At 73.6% G+C, this 21,406-nt stretch carries 20 protein-coding genes and 1 pseudogene; 9 read left to right on the top strand and 12 right to left on the bottom strand.

What is annotated here, in order from left to right:
- From ACF07N_RS21600 to ACF07N_RS21615, 4 genes and pseudogenes are all read left to right on the top strand, one after another.
- On the top strand, positions 1-840 hold the full coding sequence (locus ACF07N_RS21600; RefSeq protein WP_392115277.1) for a carbohydrate ABC transporter permease: 840 nt from the start codon (positions 1-3) through the stop codon (positions 838-840).
- On the top strand, positions 837-3,761 hold the full coding sequence (locus tag ACF07N_RS21605; protein ID WP_392115280.1) for a glycoside hydrolase family 2 TIM barrel-domain containing protein: 2,925 nt from the start codon (positions 837-839) through the stop codon (positions 3,759-3,761). Before ACF07N_RS21600 ends, ACF07N_RS21605 begins: the two co-directional genes overlap by 4 nt.
- A 32-nt stretch (positions 3,762-3,793) precedes the next feature.
- Positions 3,794-4,286 (top strand): annotated as a pseudogene (locus ACF07N_RS21610) (hypothetical protein); the annotation flags it as partial.
- Positions 4,287-4,311: 25 nt separating this feature from the next.
- Positions 4,312-5,139 (top strand): PaaX family transcriptional regulator C-terminal domain-containing protein, encoded by an 828-nt coding sequence (locus ACF07N_RS21615; protein WP_392115283.1) that lies wholly within the window; start codon positions 4,312-4,314, stop codon positions 5,137-5,139.
- On the opposite strand, the gene ACF07N_RS21620 is transcribed toward ACF07N_RS21615, so the two are convergent.
- From ACF07N_RS21620 to ACF07N_RS21635, 4 genes are read right to left on the bottom strand one after another with little or no spacing between them, the layout of a single operon-like run.
- Positions 5,130-5,585 carry a MaoC family dehydratase gene (locus tag ACF07N_RS21620; protein WP_392115287.1) on the bottom strand — a complete coding sequence of 152 codons (456 nt, stop codon included), beginning with the start codon at positions 5,583-5,585 and terminating at the stop codon, positions 5,130-5,132. The two genes, ACF07N_RS21615 and ACF07N_RS21620, sit on opposite strands and share 10 nt — an antisense overlap.
- Before the next feature lie 8 nt (positions 5,586-5,593).
- Positions 5,594-7,096 (bottom strand): o-succinylbenzoate--CoA ligase, encoded by a 1,503-nt coding sequence (gene menE, locus ACF07N_RS21625; protein WP_392115290.1) that lies wholly within the window; start codon positions 7,094-7,096, stop codon positions 5,594-5,596.
- A 10-nt stretch (positions 7,097-7,106) separates the two neighbouring features.
- On the bottom strand, positions 7,107-7,982 hold the full coding sequence (locus ACF07N_RS21630; protein WP_392115852.1) for an amidohydrolase family protein: 876 nt from the start codon (positions 7,980-7,982) through the stop codon (positions 7,107-7,109).
- A gap of 11 nt (positions 7,983-7,993) precedes the next feature.
- On the bottom strand, positions 7,994-8,911 hold the full coding sequence (locus ACF07N_RS21635) for an SDR family NAD(P)-dependent oxidoreductase (protein ID WP_392115293.1): 918 nt from the start codon (positions 8,909-8,911) through the stop codon (positions 7,994-7,996).
- A gap of 112 nt (positions 8,912-9,023) precedes the next feature.
- On the opposite strand from ACF07N_RS21635, the gene ACF07N_RS21640 reads away from it, so the two are divergent.
- The 4 genes from ACF07N_RS21640 (at position 9,024) to ACF07N_RS21655 (ending at position 13,101) form a co-directional block, all read left to right on the top strand.
- Positions 9,024-9,542 carry a MarR family winged helix-turn-helix transcriptional regulator gene (locus ACF07N_RS21640; RefSeq protein ID WP_392115296.1) on the top strand — a complete coding sequence of 173 codons (519 nt, stop codon included), beginning with the start codon at positions 9,024-9,026 and terminating at the stop codon, positions 9,540-9,542.
- A 93-nt stretch (positions 9,543-9,635) separates the two neighbouring features.
- Positions 9,636-10,991 (top strand): MFS transporter, encoded by a 1,356-nt coding sequence (locus tag ACF07N_RS21645; protein ID WP_392115299.1) that lies wholly within the window; start codon positions 9,636-9,638, stop codon positions 10,989-10,991.
- On the top strand, positions 10,988-12,361 hold the full coding sequence (locus ACF07N_RS21650; RefSeq protein WP_392115302.1) for an alpha/beta hydrolase family protein: 1,374 nt from the start codon (positions 10,988-10,990) through the stop codon (positions 12,359-12,361). Before ACF07N_RS21645 ends, ACF07N_RS21650 begins: the two co-directional genes overlap by 4 nt.
- Entirely contained in the window at positions 12,358-13,101 is a 744-nt protein-coding gene (locus ACF07N_RS21655; RefSeq protein WP_383580494.1) for an IclR family transcriptional regulator, read from the top strand. The genes ACF07N_RS21650 and ACF07N_RS21655 overlap by 4 nt, the downstream gene beginning before the upstream one ends.
- Here the strand turns inward: ACF07N_RS21655 and ACF07N_RS21660 are convergent.
- The 4 genes from ACF07N_RS21660 to ACF07N_RS21675 form a co-directional block, all read right to left on the bottom strand.
- Positions 13,075-13,950 carry an oxygenase MpaB family protein gene (locus ACF07N_RS21660; RefSeq protein ID WP_392115306.1) on the bottom strand — a complete coding sequence of 292 codons (876 nt, stop codon included), beginning with the start codon at positions 13,948-13,950 and terminating at the stop codon, positions 13,075-13,077. The two genes, ACF07N_RS21655 and ACF07N_RS21660, sit on opposite strands and share 27 nt — an antisense overlap.
- A gap of 253 nt (positions 13,951-14,203) precedes the next feature.
- The gene (locus ACF07N_RS21665) at positions 14,204-15,085 is read right to left on the bottom strand and encodes an SDR family oxidoreductase (protein ID WP_392115309.1); all 882 of its coding nucleotides are present in this window, start codon (positions 15,083-15,085) and stop codon (positions 14,204-14,206) included.
- A 35-nt stretch (positions 15,086-15,120) separates the two neighbouring features.
- A complete protein-coding gene (locus ACF07N_RS21670; protein WP_392115312.1) occupies positions 15,121-16,740 on the bottom strand; it encodes a phytoene desaturase family protein in 1,620 nt (539 codons plus the stop codon).
- A complete protein-coding gene (locus ACF07N_RS21675) occupies positions 16,733-17,245 on the bottom strand; it encodes an SRPBCC family protein (RefSeq protein ID WP_383321447.1) in 513 nt (170 codons plus the stop codon). Before ACF07N_RS21675 ends, ACF07N_RS21670 begins: the two co-directional genes overlap by 8 nt.
- A 220-nt stretch (positions 17,246-17,465) precedes the next feature.
- Between ACF07N_RS21675 and ACF07N_RS21680 the strand changes: the two genes are divergently transcribed.
- The gene (locus ACF07N_RS21680; RefSeq protein ID WP_383321450.1) at positions 17,466-18,692 is read left to right on the top strand and encodes a cytochrome P450; all 1,227 of its coding nucleotides are present in this window, start codon (positions 17,466-17,468) and stop codon (positions 18,690-18,692) included.
- 52 nt (positions 18,693-18,744) lie between these two features.
- Here ACF07N_RS21680 and ACF07N_RS21685 read toward each other — a convergent pair whose 3' ends face one another.
- From ACF07N_RS21685 to ACF07N_RS21700, 4 genes are read right to left on the bottom strand one after another with little or no spacing between them, the layout of a single operon-like run.
- A complete protein-coding gene (locus ACF07N_RS21685) occupies positions 18,745-20,007 on the bottom strand; it encodes a cytochrome P450 (RefSeq protein ID WP_383321453.1) in 1,263 nt (420 codons plus the stop codon).
- On the bottom strand, positions 20,004-20,621 hold the full coding sequence (locus ACF07N_RS21690) for an ATP/GTP-binding protein (RefSeq protein WP_392115316.1): 618 nt from the start codon (positions 20,619-20,621) through the stop codon (positions 20,004-20,006). Before ACF07N_RS21690 ends, ACF07N_RS21685 begins: the two co-directional genes overlap by 4 nt.
- Positions 20,602-20,958 carry a DUF742 domain-containing protein gene (locus ACF07N_RS21695; RefSeq protein ID WP_383321459.1) on the bottom strand — a complete coding sequence of 119 codons (357 nt, stop codon included), beginning with the start codon at positions 20,956-20,958 and terminating at the stop codon, positions 20,602-20,604. Before ACF07N_RS21695 ends, ACF07N_RS21690 begins: the two co-directional genes overlap by 20 nt.
- A complete protein-coding gene (locus ACF07N_RS21700; RefSeq protein WP_362287250.1) occupies positions 20,955-21,374 on the bottom strand; it encodes a roadblock/LC7 domain-containing protein in 420 nt (139 codons plus the stop codon). Before ACF07N_RS21700 ends, ACF07N_RS21695 begins: the two co-directional genes overlap by 4 nt.
- Between the last annotated feature and the right edge of the window lie 32 nt (positions 21,375-21,406).

Below are 21,406 nucleotides of genomic sequence, written 5' to 3' on the forward strand. Positions count from 1 at the left end.
ATGGCATCCCTCAAGGGTCAGCGCGGCCGGGGCTTCGCGCTGCACGCGGTCCTCGTGTGCGGCCTGCTGCTGTCGGCCTTCCCGTTCTACTGGGCGGTCGTGATGTCGACGCACACGTCGACCGAGATCTTCTCCTACCCGCCGAAGCTGCTGCCGGGCTCGCACTTCACGGAGAACGTCCGCAACCTCTTCGGCACCGTCGACTTCTTCGGCTCGATGCTCAACTCGCTGCTCGTCGCCGTGTCCGTCACGGCGCTGGTGCTCTTCTTCGACTCGCTCGCGGCGTTCGTCTTCGCCAAGTTCGCCTTCCCCGGCAAGCGGGTGCTGTTCGCGCTGCTGATGCTCATCTTCATGGTGCCGATGCAGCTGCAGGCCATCCCGCAGTTCGTGATCATGGCGAAGCTGGGCTGGATCGGGTCGATGACCTCGCTGATCGTGCCGGCGGCGGCCAACGCGTTCGGCATCTTCTGGATGCGCCAGTACATGAAGAGCGCCATCCACGACGAACTCATCGACGCCTCCAGGCTCGACGGGGCCGGGTTCCTGCGCCAGTACTGGCACGTGGCGCTGCCGGTGGTCCGCCCGGGCCTGGCGTTCCTCGGCATCTTCACCTTCATGGGCCAGTGGAACGACTACGCCTGGCCGCTGATCGCGCTCACCGATCCGGACAACGTGACCTTGCAGGTCGCGCTGTCCCAGCTCAACGGCACCCACGGCACGACCGACTACGGCATGGTGATGACCGGCGCGCTGCTCGCGCTCGTCCCCCTGCTGATCGTCTTCGCCATCGGCGCCCGGCAGATCATCGGCGACCTCGCGAAGGGAGCCGTGCGCGGATGACGAGCGACCCGCTGCTGGCGCTGCGCCCCTGGCACGCGCCCGAGGTGACCTCCTGGCGGCGGCTGCCGATGCACGCCGTGGACCGGCGCCCCGGGGCCGTCCGCCTCGACGGCGACTGGCGCTTCCAGTTGCTGCCCGCGCCCGGCGCGCCGCCCGGGGAGGTCTGGTCCTCGTCGTACGTCCCGGGTGTCTGGACGCTGCAGGACACGGACGACCTCCCGCGGTACCTCAACGTCCGCATGCCCTTCGACGAGTTCCCGCCGGACGTGCCGGCCGGCAACCCGACCGGGGTGTACGAGCGTGACGTCGAGGTGCCGGCCGCGTGGGCGGGCCGGCGGATCGTGCTCCAGGTCGGGGCCGCCGAGAGCGTGCTGCTGGTGCACGTGGACGGGCACCCGGCCGGGATCTCCAAGGACTCCCACCTGGCCGCCGAGTTCGACCTGACGGACCTGGTCCGCCCCGGCGAGCGGGCCGTGCTGCGCCTGACCGTCGTCAAGTGGTCCGACGCCTCGCACATCGAGGACCAGGACCAGTGGTGGCACGGCGGGATCACCCGCTCGGTGCTGCTGTACGCGACCGGCCCGCTGCACCTGGCGGACGTGACCGTGCGGGCCCGGCGGGACGGGGACCTGCGGGTGGACTGCCGGGTGCGGGACGCGGCCGGGGCGCTGCCCGGGGGCTGGTACGTCAGCGGGGAGCTGGACGGGCACCCGCTCACGCGGGACGCGGAGTTCGACCGGGCCAACGCCGAGGACGAGCGGGTCTCCGCCTTCCTCGGCGAGGCACGGCTGCGTGCCACCGTGCCGGACGTGCGCACCTGGAACGCCGAGACGCCCGAGCTGTACGGGCTGACCGTCCGCCTGCACCGCGCCGACGGCTCCGTCGCCGACACCTCCCGGCACCGGGTCGGTTTCCGGGACGTCGAGATCAGCGGCCGTGACCTGCTGGTCAACGGCGAGCGGGTGTTCATCCGGGGCGTCAACCGGCACGACTTCCATCCGCTGACCGGCCGGACGGTGTCGTACGACGACATGCGCGCGGACCTCGTCCTGCTGAAGCGGTTCGGCTTCAACGCGATCCGCACCGCGCACTACCCGAACGACCCGGCCCTGTACGACCTGGCCGACGAGCTCGGCTTCTACGTGGTCGACGAGGCGGACATCGAGTCGCACGACCACGCGCACGAGATCGCCGACGACCCGCGCTACCTGGGCGCGTTCGTCGACCGGGTCGCGCGGATGGTGCTGCGCGACAAGAACCACCCCTGCGTCGTCGTCTGGTCGCTGGGCAACGAGTCCGACTACGGCGCCCACCACGACGCCGCCGCCGGCTGGGTGCGCCGGCACGACCCGACCCGGCCGGTGCAGTACGAGGGCGCGGCCAGGCTCGGCTGGGCCGACCCGGACGTGGCCTCCGACATCGCCTGCCCGATGTACGCGCCGCTGGAGGAGTGCGTCGCGCACGCCCTGTCGGGGAAGCAGACCAAGCCGCTGATCCAGTGCGAGTACTCGCACGCCATGGGCAACAGCAACGGCACACTGGCGGACCATTGGGCGGCCATCGAGGCCACCCCGGGTCTTCAGGGCGGGTTCATCTGGGAGTTCTGGGACCACGGCATCCTGCAGCGTGTGAACGACGGCAGACCGGCCGGGCGTGCGGGCGCCGGGCTGTACGACAGCGGTGTCGCCGCGCCCGGGTACCGCTGGGCGTACGGCGGCGACTTCGGCGAGACGGACCACGACGGCGCCTTCATCGCCGACGGGGTCGTCTTCCCCGACCGCACCCCCAAGCCCGTGCTGTACGAGCACCGGGAGATCGCCGCTCCGGTGCGCATCGCCTGCTTCCGGCACGAGGGCGTCGTGCTGAGCAACCACCAGCACTTCCGGGGCCTGGACTGGCTGGCCGGCGAGTGGGAGCTGTCCCTCGCCGACGGCCCCACCCTGACGGCCCCCGCCGGGCTGCCGGATCTGCGGCCGGGTGAGACGGCGGTGGTGCCGCTGCCGTTCGCGCTGCCGCAGGACGGCGGGGAGGCGTGGCTGACCCTGCGGGTGACGACGGCGGGCGACGAGCCGTGGGCGCCGCGCGGCACCGTGGTGTGCCTGCCCCAGGTGCGGCTGCGGGCGGCGTCGCCCGTGACGCGCGCACCGGTCGCGGGCCGCGCGGTCGACGTCGACGAGGACGGGCTGCTGGTCCATCCGCTGCTGACGGCCGCTCCGGCCCTGTCCCTGTGGCGGGCGCCCACCGACAACGACGAACTGGGCGGCACGGCGGACCGCTGGCGGGACTGGGGCCTGGACCGGCCCACCCGAGAGGTCGTGGCCGTACGGCGTGAGTCCGGCCGGGTGGCGGTGGTCGCCGACCACCTCTTCCCGGGCGGGACCGTCCGGCACGAGCAGGTGTTCACGGCGGTCGGGGACGGGTTGCTCGTGGAGGAGTGCGCCGAGCTGCCCGAGACCCTGTACGACGTGGCCCGGGTCGGGTCGGTGTTCGAGACGGTCCCGGGGCTGACCCTGTGGGAGTGGTTCGGGCAGGGCCCCTGGGAGTCGTATCCGGACCGGGCCGCGGGCGCGCCCGTCGGTCACCACGCGCTGCCGGTGGACGAGTTGTTCACGCCGTATCTGCGGCCGCAGGAGAGCGGCGGGCGGCACGGTGTGCGGCGGTTCACGCTCTCCGCGCCGGACGCCACCGGCCTCGCGGTGCGGCTGGACCGGCCCCGGCAGGTCTCGGTGACACGGCACCGCGCGGCCGATCTCGCCGCCGCGGCGCACCACGACGAACTGGTGCCGCGGGCGGGGTGCGTGGTGCACATCGACGCGGCGCACCGCGGCCTGGGCACGGCCTCGTGCGGGCCCGACACCTTCGCCTCCTACCTGGTGCCCACCGGTGTCCACCGCTGGAGCTGGACCCTGCGCGCCCTCTGAGTTGCTCCCCCTTTCCCATCGTCGTCCCAGTCGTCCTCACTGGAGCACCCGTGTGCACGTCGCACGACGACGACCCGGGCGCGGCGCCCCCGGCCGGCGCCGGCAGACGCGGCGTCCTGCGGGCGACCGCGCTGCTCGGGCGCTTACGGGCGGGCGAGCGGCTGACCCTGCACATCACCGTGACGAGCGCCTCGCGGCGCGGTGCGCGGACCGGCCGCCGACCGCGACGGCTGGCAGGCCCCCGGCACCCGGGTCGTCCGGACGGCCGACGTCTCCGGCCGCACCGGCACCTGCACGCTGCGCGCCCCGCTGACCTCGGGCGCCGAGTCGTTCTACGTCCGGCTGCGCGGCAGCGACGGCAACCGGCACGGCACCGGGTACCTGGGCGCCGCCGTCGACCCGCACGGGCCGGTGCCGCACGCGCCCGGGGACGGCGGCCCGTGGACGGACACGTGGTTCTACTCGAACCCCGTCTTCGTCGACGTGGCGGGTTCCTCCCCGGCGTACGGGCAGGTCACGGACTGATCGGGGCGGAGGTACGGTGGGCCGCGTGACCGGTGAAGAGGCGCTGCGGCCCCAGTCCCTCATGCTGACGTTCCTGGGCGACCAGGTGCTCGGCCGAGACGTGTGCGTGTACTCGGGCAGCGTCATCGACGTGTTCGCCCGGGCCGGCATCGGCGAGCAGGCCACGCGTTCCACGCTGACCCGCATGGCCGGCCGGGACCTGCTGCGCCGGCAGCGCGAGGGCCGCCGGATGTACTTCGGGCTGACCGGGCGCGCGGAGGCGGTGCTGCGCGACGGCGAGCGGCGCATCTGGCAGACCGGCGCGGTCAACCGGCACTGGGACGGCACCTGGACGCTGCTCGGCTTCTCGCTGCCCGAGTCCTGGCAGCGCCAGCGTCACGACCTGCGCTCGCGGCTGACCTGGAGCGGCTTCGGCCCGCTGTTCAACGGCCTGTGGATCGCGCCGGGCGAGATCGACGTGTCGGCCCTGGTGGCCGAACTCGGCCTGTCCGCCCACGTGAAGATCTTCCGGGCGCACGCGGACGCCGGGATGGACATCGGCCGGATGATCGAGGAGACCTGGGAGCTGTCCGACCTGGCCGCGGGCTACGAGGGGTTCGTGCGGCGCTGGAAGCCCTGGGAGGACGACCTGCCGGACGCCGACGACGCGCTGGTGCTGCGCCTGCGCCTGCAGACGGAGTGGCTGCGGATCGTCCGGCGGGATCCGCGGCTGCCCGTGAAGCACCTGCCGGACGACTGGCCGGCGGAGCAGGCCGAGAAGACGTTCCGGACCGTGCACGAACGGCTCTCGCCCCTCGCCCGCGCGGCCGCCGAGCGCCTTCTCGACCTGGTGCCGGTGCGGCCTCAGGCGTAGAACCGGGACAGGCTCTGCAGCACCGCCGCCGGCTTGCCGCCGCCCTCGATCTCGACGGTCCCCTCGACCGTGATCTGCACACCGCCCGGCACGTCCTCGACCTCGGTGAGCCGCGCCGTCAGGCGGATGCGGGAGCCCACCGTCACGGGGGACGGGAAACGCACCTTGTTCAGACCGTAGTTGACCTTCGTCGTCACGCCGCGGACGTCCAGCAGCTCGGTGAAGAGCGGGATGAACAGGGAGAGCGTGAGGTAGCCGTGCGCGATGGGGGCGCCGAAGGGGCCCTCCTTGGCACGCTCGGGGTCGACGTGGATCCACTGGTGGTCGCCCGTGGCGTCGGCGAAGGTGTCGATGCGCTCCTGCGTGACCTCGATCCACTCGCTGGTGCCGAGGTCGCCGCCGGCGAGCTTCTTCAGTTCGCCGAGGCCGTTGACGGTGATGCTCATGCGGTTCCTCACGGGTTGCCGTAGCGGGTACGGACGCGGGACTTGAGGAGCTTTCCGGAGGCGGTGCGCGGGAGGGCGTCCGCGACGACCACCGACTTCGGGATCTTGTACTTGGCGAGGCGCCCGGCGAGCGAGGCGAGCACCTCGTCGGGGTCCAGCTCGGCGCCCTCGCGGGGGACGACGACCGCGCGCGGCACCTCGCCCCACGTGTCGTCGGGCACGCCGATCACCGCGCACTCGGCGATGCCGGGGTGGGCGAGGAGCCGGTCCTCGATCTCGGCCGGGTAGACGTTCTCGCCACCGGAGATGATCATGTCCTTGAGGCGGTCGACGATGTGGACGTAGCCGTCCTGGTCGACCTGGGCGGCGTCGCCGCTGCGGAACCAGCCGTCGGCGAAGGACGCGGCCGTCTCCTCGGGCAGTCCCCAGTAGCCGGGCATCACGTGCGGTCCGCGCACCACGACCTCGCCGACCTCCCCGACGCCGACCGGGGTCAGGTCCGGCCGGACGACGCGGACGTCGCTGAAGAAGTGCGGCACGCCCGCCGAACCCGCCTTGCCGACGGCGTGCTCGGCGTCCAGGAACAGTGTGCCGGGGGCGGCCTCGGTCATGCCGTAGCCCTGGAGGAAGGTCAGGCCGCGCTCCTGGTACGTCGCGATCAGCGGGGTCGGGACCGGGGAGCCGCCGCAGGTGAGGATGCGCAGCGAGGACAGGTCGGCGTCCGGCCAGCGGGGGTGCCTGGCCATCTGGTCGAACATGGTCGGCACGCCGAACATGAAGGTGATCCGGTGCCGTTCGATCATCTCGAGGGTGGCCTCCGGGTCGAACGCCTCGACCAGGACGCAGGTGCCGCCCTTGAGCAGCACCGGCAGGGTCAGCATGTTCAGGCCGGCGGTGTGGAACAGCGGGGCGGAGACCAGGGCGCGTTCGTCGGCGATCAGGTCGGTGTCGACGAGGACGTTGACCGCGTTCCAGGTGAGGTTGCCGTGGGTGAGCATGGCGCCCTTGGGCCGGCCGGTCGTGCCCGAGGTGTACATGATGATGCAGGTGTCATCGGGTCCGACGGGTTCGTCGACCGGCTCGGCGGACGCCCCGGCGAGGGCCGCCTCGTACTCCGCGCCGGTTTCCAGGTGGAGCCGGACGTCCGTGCCGCCGGGCAGGCCCGCGACGAGGCCGGTGTGGGAGGGGCCGTGGACCAGCGCCTTCGCTCCGGAGTCGGCGAGCTGGTAGGCGATCTCCGGTCCGGCGAGGCGGGTGTTGAGCGGGACGAACACCGCGCCGAGGGTGCCGGCCGCGAACAGGGTCTCCAGGTAGGAGGGGTGGTTCGGGCCGAGGTACGCGACGCGGTCGCCGCGGCGCACGCCCCGGGCGCGCAGGGCGTGGGCCAGGCGCGTGGTGCGGGCGTGCAGCGTGCCGTAGTCGACGGTGTGCTCGCCGTGGATCAGGGCGGTGCGGTGCGGGGTCTTGCGGGCCCGGCGGGCGGGCCACGACCCGATTCCCTCGTTGCGCATGTCACGCCCCTTATGGTGTGGCCAGCCCGAGCAGGCGGGCGGCGTTCTCCTTGAGGATCTTCGGCCGGACCTCCTCCTTGATCGTCAGCTTGCCGAAGTCGGCGAGCCAGCGGTCGGGGGTGAGGACGGGGAAGTCGGAGCCGAAGAGGACCTTGTCCCTCAGCAGGGTGTTGGCGTACTGCACGAGCTGCGGCGGGAAGTACTTCGGGGACCAGCCGGACAGGTCGATGTGCACGCCCGGCTTGTGCGTGGCGACGGCCAGCGCCTCGTCCTGCCAGGGGAAGGACGGGTGCGCCAGGATGATCTTCAGGTGCGGGAAGTCGGCCGCCACGTCGTCGACGTGGAGCGGGTTGGAGTACTTCAGCCGGATGCCGCCCCCGCCGGGGAGGCCGGCGCCGATGCCGGTCTGCCCGGTGTGGAAGAGGGCGATCGCGCCCGTCTCCTCGATCACCTCGTACAGGCCGTAGGCGACGGCGCGGTCGTTGGGGAAGAACCCCTGGATGCTGGGGTGGAACTTGAAGCCCTTCACCCCGTACTCCTCGACCAGCCGCCGGGCCTGCTTCACGCCCGCCCTGCCCCGGAAGGGGTCGACGGAGGCGAAGGGGATGAGGACGTCGGCGTTGGCGGCGGCCGCCTCGGCGACCTCCTCGTTCGGCACGGGCGGGGTGCCGGTGGCGGACTCGGCGTCGACCGTGAAGATCACGGCGGCCATGTTCCGCTCGCGGTAGTAGGCGGCCGTCTCCTGAAGGGTCGGCTTCCGCTCGCCCTCGACCTTGAAGTAGGCGGAGGAGGCGTCGTGCAGGTCGTCGTCCAGGGAGGAGTGCCCCTTCGACGACACCTCCGCGTGGGTGTGGACGTCGATCGCGACCAGGTCCTCGACCTTCATGGAGCGGGACATCACGCCTCCGGGAGCCGGGGCGCCGGGATGCCGACCGACTGGAGTTCGGCCCCGACCGAGGTGGACCAGGCGTCCGCGAGGGCGCCGGGGGTCCAGCCGCCGTCGGCGTAGGCCGCCCTGATCTCCTGCGGATGCGACCAGAGTGCCACCTTGTCGCCGCCGATGCCGATGCACTGGCCGGTCACGCCGCGCGCGGCCTCGGAGGCGAGGAAGGGCACCAGGGCCGCGCAGTCCTCGGGGGTGCCGAAGCCCTCGCCCTTGCGCAGGAAGCCGGGCAGCGGCTCGCCGTTCCGCATCGCGTCGACGTACGGGGCGAAGGCGGGGATGGTCTCGGTCATCGCGGTCGCGGCGACCGGCACGACCGCGTTGACGGTGATGCCCGCCCGGCCCAGCTCCATCGACCAGGTGCGGGCCATGGCGGCGATGCCGGCCTTGGCGGCGGCGTAGTTCGTCTGGCCGAAGTTGCCGCGCTGGCCGGCCGGGGAGCCGACCAGGATCAGCGTGCCGCCCTCGCCCTGCTCGCGCATCCGCACGGCGGCGGCACGGGCACAGGTGAAGGTGCCCCTGAGGTGGGTCGTGATCACCGCGTCGAAGTCCTCGTCGGACATCTTCCACAGCACCTTGTCGCGCAGGATGCCCGCGTTGGTGACCAGGACGTCCAGTCGCCCGAACTCCTCGACGGCCCGGTTCACCAGCCGCTCGGCGGCCTCCGAGGTGCCGACCGGGACGACCTCGGCGACGGCCCTGCCGCCCGCCTCCTCGATGGACTTCACGGCCGCCGCGGCCACCGCCTCGTCGATGTCGTTGACGACGACGGACGCGCCGTGGGCGGCCAGGGCGTGGGCGTAGGCGAGGCCGAGGCCCCGGCCGCCGCCGGTGACGACGGCGGCCTTGCCGGAGAGATCGATGCTGGGCACGGGGGATCCCTTCACACGGGGGTTCGGTGCGGGCGCACGGGTCGGCGTGCGAGATCGAAGCTAAGAGCAATAATTGTTGTTGTCAATAGTTGTTGTGATCCATGGGTGCGGGATGCTGGAATCTCCAGGACGCACCGAGCACAGGGAGCCCGCCATCACACGCCAGAACGCCACCCCGAAGCCCATCGACGCGGACGAGCCCTGGATGCGGGGACTGCACGCCGACACGGGCTACCTGCTGTACCGCCTGGGCCTGCGCTCGGGGCAGCTCTTCAACGCCTGCCTGCAGGAGTCGGGCCTGCGCCTGCGCCATTACGCGGTGCTGCGCTTCCTCGCGACCACCGAGGGCGCGTTGCAGAGGGAGTTGAGCACCCGGCTCGGCTACGACCCGAGCGCGATCGTCGGCCTGGTCGACGACCTGGAGAAGCTGGGCTTCGCCGAGCGCCGCCCCTCCCCCGACGACCGCCGCAGCCGGATCGTCGTCCTGACCGGGGCCGGGCGCGCGTTCCTGCGCGACACCGACGAGGCCGGCCTGCGCGTGACCGGCGAACTGCTGGGCCCGCTGGACCCTGCCGAACGCGCGACGCTGCACGCGCTGCTGCTGCGGATCGCGGAGGACGGCCTGACCTGACCGGCCCCCACTGATGTTGTGCAAATGATTGACGGCTGCATGATGGATGCATAACTTCACGGCCAACCGCGCCCCGTCCCCAGGGAGCCCACCGTGCAGTCATCCCCGTCAGCCACCCAGCCCGGCCGACCCGCCCCCGATCCACGGCAGTTGCGCCGCGTGGCCGCGTCCGGCCTGCTGGGCACGACCGTCGAGTTCTACGACTTCCTCGTCTACGGCACGGTCGCCGCGCTCGTCTTCGGCGACCTGTTCTTCCCCCGCGCCGATCCGGCCGTCGGCACCGTCGCGGCCTTCGGCACGTTCGCCGCGGGCTACCTCGCCCGCCCCCTCGGCGGCATCGTCTTCGGCCACTTCGGCGACCGGCTCGGCCGCAAGTCGATGATGCTGCTGACCATGGTGCTCATGGGGGCGGGCAGCTTCCTCATCGGCCTGCTGCCGACCTACGACGCGATCGGCGTCTGGGCTCCGGTGCTGCTGGTCGCCCTGCGCGTGGTGCAGGGCCTGGCGATCGGCGGCGAGTGGGGCGGCGCCATGCTCATGGTCGTGGAGCACGCCGAGCACGCCCAGGGCTCCCGGCGCGGCCTGTGGTCGAGCTTCACCCAGCTCGGCGCCCCGCTCGGGTCCGTGCTGTCGGCCGGTGTCGTCACCCTCGTCGCCGCCCTGCCGGACGAGCAGTTCCGCTCCTGGGGCTGGCGCGTGCCGTTCCTGCTGAGCATCGTGCTGCTGGCCGTCGGGCTGTTCGTGCGGCTGCGGGTCGCCGAGAGCCCGCTGTTCGCGCAGGTGCGCAGGGAGCCGGCGGACCGGCCGCCGATCCTGGAGGTTCTGCGCCGCCCGAAGCCCGTGCTGCTCGCCGCCTGTGTGGGCATCGGCGCCTTCACCGCCCAGTCGCTGCTGACCAGCTTCATGATCTCCTACGCCGTCGACCAGGGGTACACCCGCCCGCAGGTGCTGACCGCGGTGACCGTCGCCTCCTGCGTGGCCCTCGCCGTGCTGCCCGCCGCGTCCGCGCTGTCGGACCGGGTCGGGCGCAGGCCCGTGGTCCTCGCCGGTGCCGTCGCCTCGGCCGCGCTCGCCTTCCCCGTGCTGGCGCTGGTCGACTCCGGCTCCCCGGGACTGCTGATCCTCGCGCTCGCCCTCGGCCACGGCGTCGCCCAGTCGACGATGTACGGGCCGCTGGGCGCCCTGCTCACCGAGATGTTCGGCACCCGGGTCCGCTACACCGGCGCCTCCCTCGGCTACCAGGGCGCGACCCTGATCGGCGCCGGGTTCTCCCCGCTGATCGCCGGCAGTCTCGTCGCCTCGGCCGGCGGCGGCAGCACCCCGGTGTCCCTGCTGCTGTGCGCGGGCGCCGCGATCACCGCCCTCACCGTGTGGCGGCTGCGCGAGACCCACACGGACGCCCTGGACTCCCCCGCCACCGCCCCCGCCCTGGAAGGGACCCCCCGTTGAGGATCCGCCTCGCCCTGCTGACCGCCTGCCTCTGCCTCGCGGCGACCGCCCTGCCCGCGCGGGCCGCTGCCCTGGACGACACCCGCCTGGAGGGCAGGCTCCCCTCGGGAGCCGCGTACGTGATGGACGTCCCGGCGTCCTGGAACGGCACGGTGCTGCTCTACAGCCACGGCTACACCCCGGCCGGCGCCCCCAACCCGGCCCGGAACACGCCCGGTCCGGCCGTGCGCGACACCCTGCTCGCCGAGGGGTACGCGCTGATCGGCTCCTCCTACGCGACGACCGGCTGGGCCGTCACCGAGGCCGTGCCCGACCAGCTCGCCACGCTGGAGCTGTTCACCGAGAGGTTCGGGGCGGCCCGGCGCACCCTCGCCTGGGGCACGTCGTACGGCGGCTTCGTCACCACCGTGCTCGCCGAGCGGCACGCCGCCCGGTTCGACGGTTCGGTGTCGATGTGCGGGCTGGTGCAGGGCGGTGTGGCCAACTGGAACAGCACCCTGGACCCGGTGTTCGCGCTGCGCACCCTGCTCGCGCCCGGCTCCGGCATCCGGCTCGCGGGCTTCGCCGACCAGGCGGAGGCGGTCGCCGCGGCCACCTCCCTCACCTCGAAGGTGGAGGCCGCCCAGCGCACTCCGGAAGGCCGGGCCCGCATCGCCCTCGCCGCCGCCCTGCACGGCATCCCGGGCCACAACGACCCGTCCCAGCCCGAACCAGGCCCCACCGACTGGCAGGCGCGCCAGGCCAACCAGTACACCGCCGTGCGGGGGTTGCTGCAGATGCCCGCGTTCAGCTGGCGGCAGGAGGCCGAGGCCCGGGCGGGCGGGAACCCGTCCTGGAACACCGGCGTCGACTACACCGCCCTGCTGGCCCGGTCGCCGCTGTACAAAGAGGTGACCGAGCTCTACAAGGAGGCGGGACTGTCCTTGCGTACCGACCTGTCGGCCCTGGACCGGGCGCCCCGGGTCCCCGCCGACCCGCCTGCCGTGCGGTGGATGCGGAACACCAGCGTGCTCTCGGGCCGGCTCACCGACCCGCAGCTGAACATCCACACGACCGGAGACGCACTGATCCCGGTGGAGGCCGAGAGCGCCCACCGGCGGGCGGCGGGTGCGGCGGGCTCCGCGCACCTGCTGCGGCAGGCGTACGTCGACGGCCCCGGCCACTGCACGTTCACCACGGGCGAGACGCTGGCCGCCCTGCGCACCCTGGAACACCGCCTGGACACCGGCCGCTGGGACGCCTCGTCCGGTGCGCTCAACTCCCGCGCCCGGCAGGCGGATCCGGCGGCCGCGCCCCGCTTCGTCCCCTACCGTCCGGCCGCCTACCCCCGTCCCCACGACCTCGCCCACCCCTCAGACGCCCGGCCATGACCGCCCGGACCGCGTCCGGCCGGCTGCTGTCCGTGCTCGCGGCCTTCGACCACGAGCATCCGGCCCTGAGCCTGACGGACATCAGCCGGCGGGCCGGGCTGAGCCTGACCACCACGCACCGGCTGGTCGGGGCGCTCACCGAGTGGGGCGCCCTGGAACGGGACGACTCCGGCGCCTACCACGTGGGGCTGCGGCTGTGGGAGCTCGCCGCGCTGGCCCCGCGCGGGCTCGCCCTGCGGCAGATCGCCCTGCCGTATCTGGAGGACCTGTACGAGGCGACGCACGAGAACGTGCAGCTGGCCGTACGGGACGGCCGGGACGTCGTCTACACCGAGTGGCTGTCGGGGCGTTCCGCGGTCGGGGTGCACATCCGCGTCGGCGCCCGCTGGCCCCTGCACGCCACGGGGGTCGGGCTCGTCCTGCTGGCGCACGGCGGCCCGGAACTCCAGGACGAGTACTGCGCGGGCGAACTCGTCTCCTTCACGCCGTACACCATCACGGCCCCGGCCCGGCTGCGGCGCGTTCTGGCCGAGGTGCGGCGGTCGGGGGTCGCCGTGAGCGACCGCCAGGTGACGGAGGACGCCCTGTCGGTGGCCGCCCCCGTCCGCGGGCCGGACGGTGCCGTCACCGCCGCCGTGTCCGTCGTGGTCCCCCACGCGGACGCGCGGGTCCCGGTGCTGGTCCCGGCGGTGCGGCTGGCGGCCCGGGGGATCTCACGTGCGCTGGGGTGGCGGCCCTGACGTCTCCCGGCCGGGGGCCATCGCCCAGCGGATGGTCCGGGTCAGCGCCTGCCCGGTGGGGCGGACGGCGAGGGACTCGACGAGCGGCACCCGCGGCAGCCACAGCATGGCGCGCGCCCAGGGCGGGAGCAGCGTGACGGCGTTGGCGACCAGGCCCCCGTAGAAGGGCCGCACGGCCAGGGGCAGGGGCGGCTGGAAGAGGAGGAAGCGGGCGGCGGCACGGGCCTCGGGCGTGGCCCGCAGTTCGGGCCGGTAGGCGGTCAGCCGCCCGGCCAGCTCGCGGCGGTCGCGCGGCGGGTCCTCGGCGCCCAGGGCCTCGGCGACGCGGGCGGTGTCGGCGACGTAGGCGTCGTAGCCGGCGGCGTCCAGGGGCCGGGCCCCGTAGCGTTCGTGGGCGCGCAGGAAGCTGTCCGTCTCGGCGGCGTGCACCCAGGCGAGCAGGTGCGGGTCGGCCGCGTGGTACGGCTCGCCCTCGGCGGTGGTGCCGCGGATCCGTTCGTGGATGCCGCGTACGTGCTCGACGGCCCGCCGCGCGTCCTCGGCGGTGCCGTAGGTGGTCACGGCCAGGAAGGTGCTGGTGCGCTGCAGGCGGCCCCACGGGTCACCGCGGTAGCCGGAGTGCCCGGCGACCGCCGCCATCGCGAGGGGGTGCAGGGACTGCAGCAGCAGCGCCGTCAGCCCGCCGATGAACATGGAGGCGTCGCCGTGGACCGTCCGGATCGGCCGGTCGGGCCCGAACCAGCGCGGCCCGGGGGTGTGGTGGATGCGGGCGCGCGTCTGCGGCCCGCCGGGGCCCGCGACCCGGCGGAACAGGGCCTGGCCCAGTTGCTCTCGGACTCCGGTCAGCACGGTCGGCCTCCCTTCCCTGCTGACCAGTGTCCGCCATGCGCCCGGGCTTCAACCGGGACGGCCCGTCGGTGCCACCGGCCCGTGCCCGCCATGCCCACAGGCCCGGCCGGGGCGCCGGCCCCTGCCCGTCATACGCACCAGCCCCGGCCAGGCGGCCCTCCCCGCGCCGCCGGCCGGCAGCCATACGCACCGGCCAGGGCCCGTGGACCGCCCCCCCGGCCCGCCGACCAGCACCCGCCCCGCGCACGCGTCCTCACCGCCGGGGCTTCGCCGCCGTGCTGTCGGCGCGGCCGCCCGCGCCGAGCAGGCCGGTGCGGCGGACCAGGTCGGTGGCCTCCAGGCGGGGCAGTTCGCGCCGGGCCACGCGCAGCACCACCGGCGGCAGGGCCGCGCGCACCGGCTGCGTCAGCCGCAGCCAGCCGGGCACGTACACCGCCGTGCGGCGGCGCTCCAGGCACCGGGCCATGCGGGCGGCCACCACGTCCACGGGGTACACGCGGCGGGCCGGCGGGGGCATGTGGGCGCGCAGCTCCCGCAGGACGTCGTAGCGGTCCGCGTCGCGGATCATGTCGGTGTCCGTCCAGGTGAGGTACGCGATGCCGACGCCCACGCCCCGGTGCGCCACCTCCGCGCGCAGGGCGTGCGTGAACGCCTCGACGCCCGCCTTGGAGGCGCAGTAGGCGCTCATCAGCGGGGCCGCCCCGATGGACGCCAGGGAGGCGACCTGGAGGAAGTAGCCCGCGGTGCCGAGGAGGTCCGGCAGGAACGCCCGGGCCGTGTGGGCGCTGCCGGTGAGGTTGACGTCGATCACCCGCCGCCACAGGTCGGGGTCGGTGTCCAGAAAGGCGCCGCCCTCGGCGACCCCGGCGTTCGCCACCACCGCCGAGGGGCGGCCGAGACCGTCGCGCACGGTACGGGCCGCCGCCCGGAGGGCGGGCAGGTCGGTGACGTCGGCCCGCACGGCCAGCGCCGGACCCGGCAGGGACGCGGCCACCTCCTCCAGGGCGGCCTGCTCGTGCCCGAGCAGCGCCACGCGGGCGCCGCGCCGGGACACCTCACGGGCCAGCGCGGCACCCACCCCACGGGCGGCCCCGGTGACGACGACCGTGCGGCCGGCGAGCGGACTGCTGTGCACGGGCCGCCCTCCTTCCGACTCGCTGGGTTACGGCTTCAGCGCCTGGTTCCGGTGCGGTCGCGGCGGGCCAGGAGCCGTTGCGCCCGGGCCAGGCCGGGCGGCACGTTGCGGCGCAGGGCGGCCCGGGCGGCGTTGGCCCCGGGCGCGCCGTGCACCCCGCCGCCCGGATGGGCGCCCGAGGAGGCGAGGTACAGGCCGCGCACCGGGGTCTCCGGGCGGCCGGTGCCGGGCAGGGGGCGGAAGACGAGCTGCTGGTGCATGGCGGTCGTCCCGCCGTTGATGGCGCCGCCCACCAGATTGCCGTCCATGGCCTCCAGCGTCGGGGGCGCCAGGACGCGGCGGGCCCGGATCAGGTCACGGAAGCCGGGCGCGAACCGCTCCACCTGGCGTTCGACGCGGTCGGCCATCAGCTCCCGGTCCTTGGCGGTCCAGTCGCCGGTGATGCCCTCGTCGCCCGCGTCGGCCCGGATCTCGTGCGGGATGTGGGTGTAGGCCCAGGCCGACTCGGTCCCCCGCGGGGAGCGGCCGGCGTCGGAGGTGGTCATCTGGCCGAAGATCACGAAGGGGCGGTCCGGGACCTGCCGCATGGCGATCTGGGCGGCGAAACGGGTGAGCTCGTCCATGCCGTCGGCCAGGTGCACGGTCCCGGCCCCGGCCGCCTGCCCGGCCCGCCAGGGCACCGGGCCGTCCAGCGCCCAGTCGACCTTGAAGGTGGCGAAGTCCCACTGGAAGCGCCGCAGGTCCTCCAGGACCTGGGCGGGCAGGTGCTCGGGCTCGACCAGCTCGCCGTACAGGGCGGGCACCGAGACGTCCGCGAGCACCGCCCGGCGTGCGGGTACCGCGTCACCGGCCGCCGTGCGCACCCCCACGGCCCGCCCGCCGCGGACCACGACCCGCTCGACGCGCTGCCCGCAGCGCACCCGCCCGCCCAGGCTCTCCAGGCGGCGCACCAGGGCCGAGGTCAGCGCCCCGGAGCCGCCCGCCGGGACCGGGAAGCCGTACGTCTGCCCCAGCATGGCCATCAGCCAGCCGAAGCCGCCGCTGCCCGACGACTCGGGGGCGAGGTCGGCGTGCAGGGCGTTGCCGGCCAGCAGCAGCCGGCCGCCCTCGCCGCGGAACTCCTCCTCCCCCAGGCGGCGCACCGGCAGCACCAGGGAGCGGGCCATGCGCAGGCCGCCCGCCGCGCGCAGCCGCCGGGCCAGCCGGGCCGTCGCGCGGACCGGCGGGAACGGCGTGAACAGGGCGTCCAGCAGGTCGGGGCGCAGTCCTTCCCACACGTCGTGCAGCCGCCGCCAGGCGTCGCCGTCGGCCGGGTCGAAGGCGTCCAGGGACGCGGCGGTGGCGTCGACGTTCCGGTCCAGGACGGCGCAGCTGCCGTCGGTGAGGGGGTGGGCCAGCACGCTGGGCGCGTGGCTCCAGGCCAGCCCGTGGTCCTGCAGGCGCAGGGAGGCCAGGACGGGCGAGGCGGCGGCGAGGGGGTAGAAGGAGCTGAACAGGTCGTTGACGAAGGCGGGGTCCACGCCCCGGTCGTGGCGCACGGCGCCGCCCGGCTCGGGCTGCTCCTCCACCACCTCGACACTCCACCCGGCGTCCGCCAGGAGGTTCGCGGCCACCAGGCCGTTGGGTCCCGCGCCGATCACCACGGCGTCAGGCATGGCGGCCCCCGTCCGCGTCGGACACGGTGACCTGGCCCAGGGCGCGGCGCCCGCCCGCGGCGTTCCCGACGCCGGCCTCTTCCTCGCACAGGCGGGCGAGCCGGGCCAGCATGGCGCGGTGGCGCAGCTGGATCAGCGCCTCGAAGCCGACGTTGTGCAGCCGGCCGCCCGCGCCGCGCAGGGGGTGCTCGTCCACGATGACCAGGCAGTGCTCGCCCCAGGGCCGCAGCTCGATGGCGATGCGCGCGGTGCCGAGCGCGCCGGCGTGGGCCTCCAGCTCCAGCCGGGTGCCCTCCTCGCACAGGCGGACGGTCGTCTCGTTGTCCAGGTGCACCGGACCGAGCCGGACGCGGTAGCGGATCGCGGCGTTCTTGTGCGGCCAGTTCCCGCGGACCGGGTGGGACTCGGAGGTCCCCACCACCCACTCCCCGTAGCGGTTGCCGTCGGCGAGGACGTCCCACACGGCGCTCGGGGGAACGCGGATCAGGTGATGGCGTACGGCCACGGATACCTCCTGCTGCCTCGAGCGGGTCGTGGGTCCCGAGTGCCCCCACATGCCCCCGTTCAACAGCGCGGCGCGAACCGGACCGGACCGACGGGACCGGGCGGGGCGCGCACCGGCCGGGCCCGGTGCGTCCGGCGGCGGACCGGGCGGCCCCCTGTCGCGTATGACGAATGATCAATAACCTTGTGCGGTACACCCGTTACCGACTTCTGGGAGCCCCGTGTCCACCGCGCAGCAGGTCCCCGACATCCTCTCGCCCGAGTTCGCCGCCGACCCCTACCCCGCCTATCGCGTGATGCGTGAGAGCGCTCCCCTCATCTGGCACGAGGCGACGCAGAGCTACATCATCTCGCGCTACGAGGACGTCGAGCGGGTCTTCAAGGACAAGGAAGGCCAGTTCACCACCGACAACTACGACTGGCAGATCGAGCCGGTGCACGGCAGGACGATCCTGCAGCTCAGCGGCCGGGAGCACGCCGTGCGGCGGGCCCTGGTCGCCCCGGCCTTCCGGGGCAGCGACCTGGAGCGGAAGTTCCTGCCGGTGATCGAGCGCAACTCCCGCGAGCTGATCGACGCCTTCCGCCACCAGGGCTCCGCGGACCTGGTCACCGACTACGCGACGCGCTTCCCGGTCAACGTGATCGCGGACATGCTGGGCCTGGACAAGGCCGACCACGCCCGCTTCCACCGCTGGTACACCTCGGTCATCGCCTTCCTCGGCAACCTCTCGGGCGACCCGGAGGTGACGGCGGCGGGGGAACGGACCCGGGTGGAGTTCGCCGAGTACATGCTGCCGATCATCCGCCGGCGCAGGGAGCACCTCGGTGACGACCTGCTCTCCACGCTGTGCGCGGCCGAGGTGGACGGCGTGCGGATGAGCGACGAGGACATCAAGGCGTTCTGCAGTCTGCTGCTCGCCGCGGGCGGGGAGACCACCGACAAGGCGATCGCCGGGATCTTCGCGAATCTGCTGCTCCACCCCGACCAGCTCGCCGCCGTGCAGCGGGACCGCTCGCTGATCCCGCGGGCGTTCGCGGAGACGCTGCGCTACACCCCGCCGGTGCACATGATCATGCGCCAGTCGGCGACGGAGGTGGAGCTGAGCGGCGGCACCATACCCGCCGGGGTCACCGTGACGTGCCTGATCGGGGCCGCCAACCGGGACGCGAGCCGCTTCGCGGAGCCGGACCGGTTCGACATCTTCCGCGAGGACCTCACCACGAAGAACGCCTTCTCGGCCGCCGCCGACCACCTCGCCTTCGCCCTGGGCCGGCACTTCTGCGTGGGCGCCCTGCTGGCCAAGGCGGAGGTGGAGATCGGCATGAACCAGCTGCTGGACGCCATGCCCGACATCCGGCTCGCCGACGGCTTCGACCCGGTCGAGCAGGGCGTCTTCACCCGTGGCCCGCAGAGCCTGCCCGTCCGGTTCACACCGGTCGCCTCCTGACGGCCCCCGGTGACGCCCGGGGTCCCGGCACCGGGGCCCCGGGCGCGCCGCCCTACTGCACGACGGGGGTGAACTCCACGGGCAGCGCCGTCAGGCCCCGCATCCAGATCGACGGACGCCAGGTCAGTTCTTCCGGCTCCACCGCCAGCACCAGGTCCGGCAGCCGCTCCAGCAGGGTCTCGACGGCCGTGCGCGCCATGACGTCCGCCAGCAGGGGTGCCGGGTAGGGGCAGCGGTGCTCGCCGTTGCTGAAGGACAGGTGCGCGGCGTTCTCCGCGCCGACGTGTGACTCCGGCCAGATCTGCGGGTCGGTGTTGGCCGCGGCCAGGCCCAGCACCAGGCAGTCGCCGGCCTCGATCCGCCGGCCGCCGAGCTGGGTGTCCCGCACGGCCCAGCGGCCGATGAAGTTCTGTGTGGGCGTGTCCAGCCACAGCACCTCGTTGAGCGCCTCGCCCACGCTGAGCCGCCCGCCCGAGACGTTCAGCGCGAAGCGCTCGTCGGTGAGCAGCAGCCGCAGCGTGTTGCAGATCCAGTTGGCCGTGGGCTGCTGGGCCGCCGCGATCACGGAGATGAGGTCCTGGACGATCTCCTCGTCCGTCAGTCCCGCCGGGTGCTGCAGCATCCGGGTGGTCACGTCCGGGCCCGGGCGTTCCCGCTTCTCCTTCACCAGCTGGGTCAGCCGGGCGCCCACCCGGCCGTAGGCGGCGATCGGGTCCTCGCCCTCGGCCGCGTCCAGGGAGATCCGCAGGTCGTCCACGAGCCGGTGGGTGTCCTCGCCGCCCAGCGGCATGCCGCACATCTGCACCACGGCCCGGGCCGGCAGCGTGTGCGCGTAGGCGCTCATCAGCTCCGCCCGGCCGCTGCCCGCGAAGGAGGAGATGAGCTCGTCGGCGATGGTCTGGCAGTCCCGGGCCAGCTCGAACTGGTCCACGCCCTCCAGGGCCTCGGTGATCACCCCGGCGCGCCGCTGGTGTTCCTCGCCCTCGGTGAACAGCACGGAGGGCTGGTAGCCGACGAACGGCAGCAGCGGCCAGTCCTCGGGGATGTTCGGCCACTGGTTCCAGCGCCGGGAGTCCCGCGCGAACAGCTCGTCGTGGCTGGTGACGTAGCTGACCTCGGCGTAGCCGAGCACCAGCCAGGCGGGGATGTCCCCGTCGAGCAGGACGGGCGCGATGGGTCCGTGCTCCCGGCGCAGGGTGCGGTAGAGCTGGGACGGCGTCTGCTGGTACTCCAGTCCGCCCAGGCGCACCGCGCCCGGATGGGCGGGGCAGCCGGGGGGCGGGGTGTCGGCGGAAGAGGGTCCGGTGCCGGTCACAGTGTCGCCTCCTGGGCCGTGGCCAGTGCGTAGAGGTGGTCCACGAGGGTGATCAGGACGTCCTTGCCGGACTGCCGCACCCGGGCGTCGCAGTCGATCATCGGCACGTGGCCGGGCAGGGCGAGGGCCTGCCGGATCTCCTCCAGGGAGTGGCGCGCGGAGTCGCCGTCGAACCGGTTCACGGCCACCACGAACGGTGTCCCGTGGTGTTCCAGCCGGTCGATGGCGTACCAGGAGTCGTCCATGCGGCGGGTGTCGACCAGGACGACCGCGCCGAGGGTGCCGGAGAACAGGCGGTCCCACAGGAACCAGAAGCGTTCCTGCCCGGGCGCGCCGAACAGGTAGAGCACCATGGTCTCGCTGAGGCTGATGCGACCGAAGTCGAACGCCACCGTGGTGGTCGTCTTCCCGGCGATCTGCCGGGTGTCGTCGACGCCCATGCCGGCCTGGGTCATCACCTCTTCGGTGTTGAGGGGCCGGATCTCGCTGACCGAGCGGACCAGGGTGGTCTTGCCGACCCCGAACCCGCCCACGATGACGATCTTCAGGCCGGTCTCGGCGGCGTCGGCCAGGGGTGTGCGTCGGGAGGGCAGCTCAGAGGTTGCGGAGCCCATGGAGCACCTCCTTGAGAAGGGCGGAGTCGGGGAGCGAGGTGGCGGACCGGGCCGCGCGGGGGTGGCGGGCGGTGATGCGGCCCGTGGCGAGCAGGTCGCCGAGCAGGATCCGGACCACCGTGATCGGCAGCTTGAGTTCCGCCGCGATCTCCACGAGGGCCGTGGGGTGCCGGCACAGTTCGAGGATCCGGGCGTGTTCGGACTGCATGCCGGTCGTCGGCTCGGATTCGCTGACGATCAGGGTGACCAGGTCGAACTCGTCGTCCGCGCGGCTGCGTCCGCCGGTGACCGTGTAGAGCCGGTCGGGGTCACCGGTGTCCACGGGCCTGCGGATCACGAGCCGGCGCTCCCCGCGGCGCTCTGGCGTGGCTCGGCACGCAGATGGTCGCCGATCTGCTCGACGAGCTCGGTCATCTGATGGCCGACCACACCGGGGTCGGCGTTCTGTTCGGCGACGACCGCGAGATGGGCTCCCTCGCCGGCCTCCACGATGAACAGCAGGCCGCCGTGGAACTCGGTCATCGAGTGGCGGACGCCGCCGGTGCCGTCACCGAACTCGACAGAGGCGCCCTGGGCGAGGGCCTGCATGCCGGAGCAGATCGCCGCCAGCTGGTCGGCCTGGTCCTGTGTCAGGTGCTCGGTCCAGCACAGCTTCAGGCCGTCCCGGGACAGCACCAGGGCGTGCCGGGTCCCCGGTGTGCGCTCCAGCAGGGACTGCAGTAGCCAGGTGAGGCTGTTGTCGGTGGTCTGCATGGTGGGTAGTGGGACGGTGGTGTCCGGGTGAC

Origin of the sequence: Streptomyces sp. NPDC015242, assembly GCF_043079125.1 — a bacterium.
Lineage (GTDB): Bacteria > Actinomycetota > Actinomycetes > Streptomycetales > Streptomycetaceae > Streptomyces.

Coding starts and splice junctions, on each gene's coding strand:
- ACF07N_RS21655 (WP_383580494.1), top strand. CDS start 12,358: ATGACCGCCCGGACCGCGTCCGGCCGGCTGCTGTCCGTGCTCGCGGCC.
- ACF07N_RS21690 (WP_392115316.1), bottom strand. CDS start 20,621: ATGGGCTCCGCAACCTCTGAGCTGCCCTCCCGACGCACACCCCTGGCC.
- ACF07N_RS21605 (WP_392115280.1), top strand. CDS start 837: ATGACGAGCGACCCGCTGCTGGCGCTGCGCCCCTGGCACGCGCCCGAG.
- ACF07N_RS21640 (WP_392115296.1), top strand. CDS start 9,024: ATGCTGGAATCTCCAGGACGCACCGAGCACAGGGAGCCCGCCATCACA.
- ACF07N_RS21700 (WP_362287250.1), bottom strand. CDS start 21,374: ATGCAGACCACCGACAACAGCCTCACCTGGCTACTGCAGTCCCTGCTG.
- ACF07N_RS21630 (WP_392115852.1), bottom strand. CDS start 7,982: ATGAAGGTCGAGGACCTGGTCGCGATCGACGTCCACACCCACGCGGAG.
- ACF07N_RS21600 (WP_392115277.1), top strand. CDS start 1: ATGGCATCCCTCAAGGGTCAGCGCGGCCGGGGCTTCGCGCTGCACGCG.
- ACF07N_RS21670 (WP_392115312.1), bottom strand. CDS start 16,740: ATGCCTGACGCCGTGGTGATCGGCGCGGGACCCAACGGCCTGGTGGCC.
- menE (WP_392115290.1), bottom strand. CDS start 7,096: ATGCGCAACGAGGGAATCGGGTCGTGGCCCGCCCGCCGGGCCCGCAAG.
- ACF07N_RS21620 (WP_392115287.1), bottom strand. CDS start 5,585: ATGAGCATCACCGTCAACGGCCTCGGCGAACTGAAGAAGCTCGCCGGC.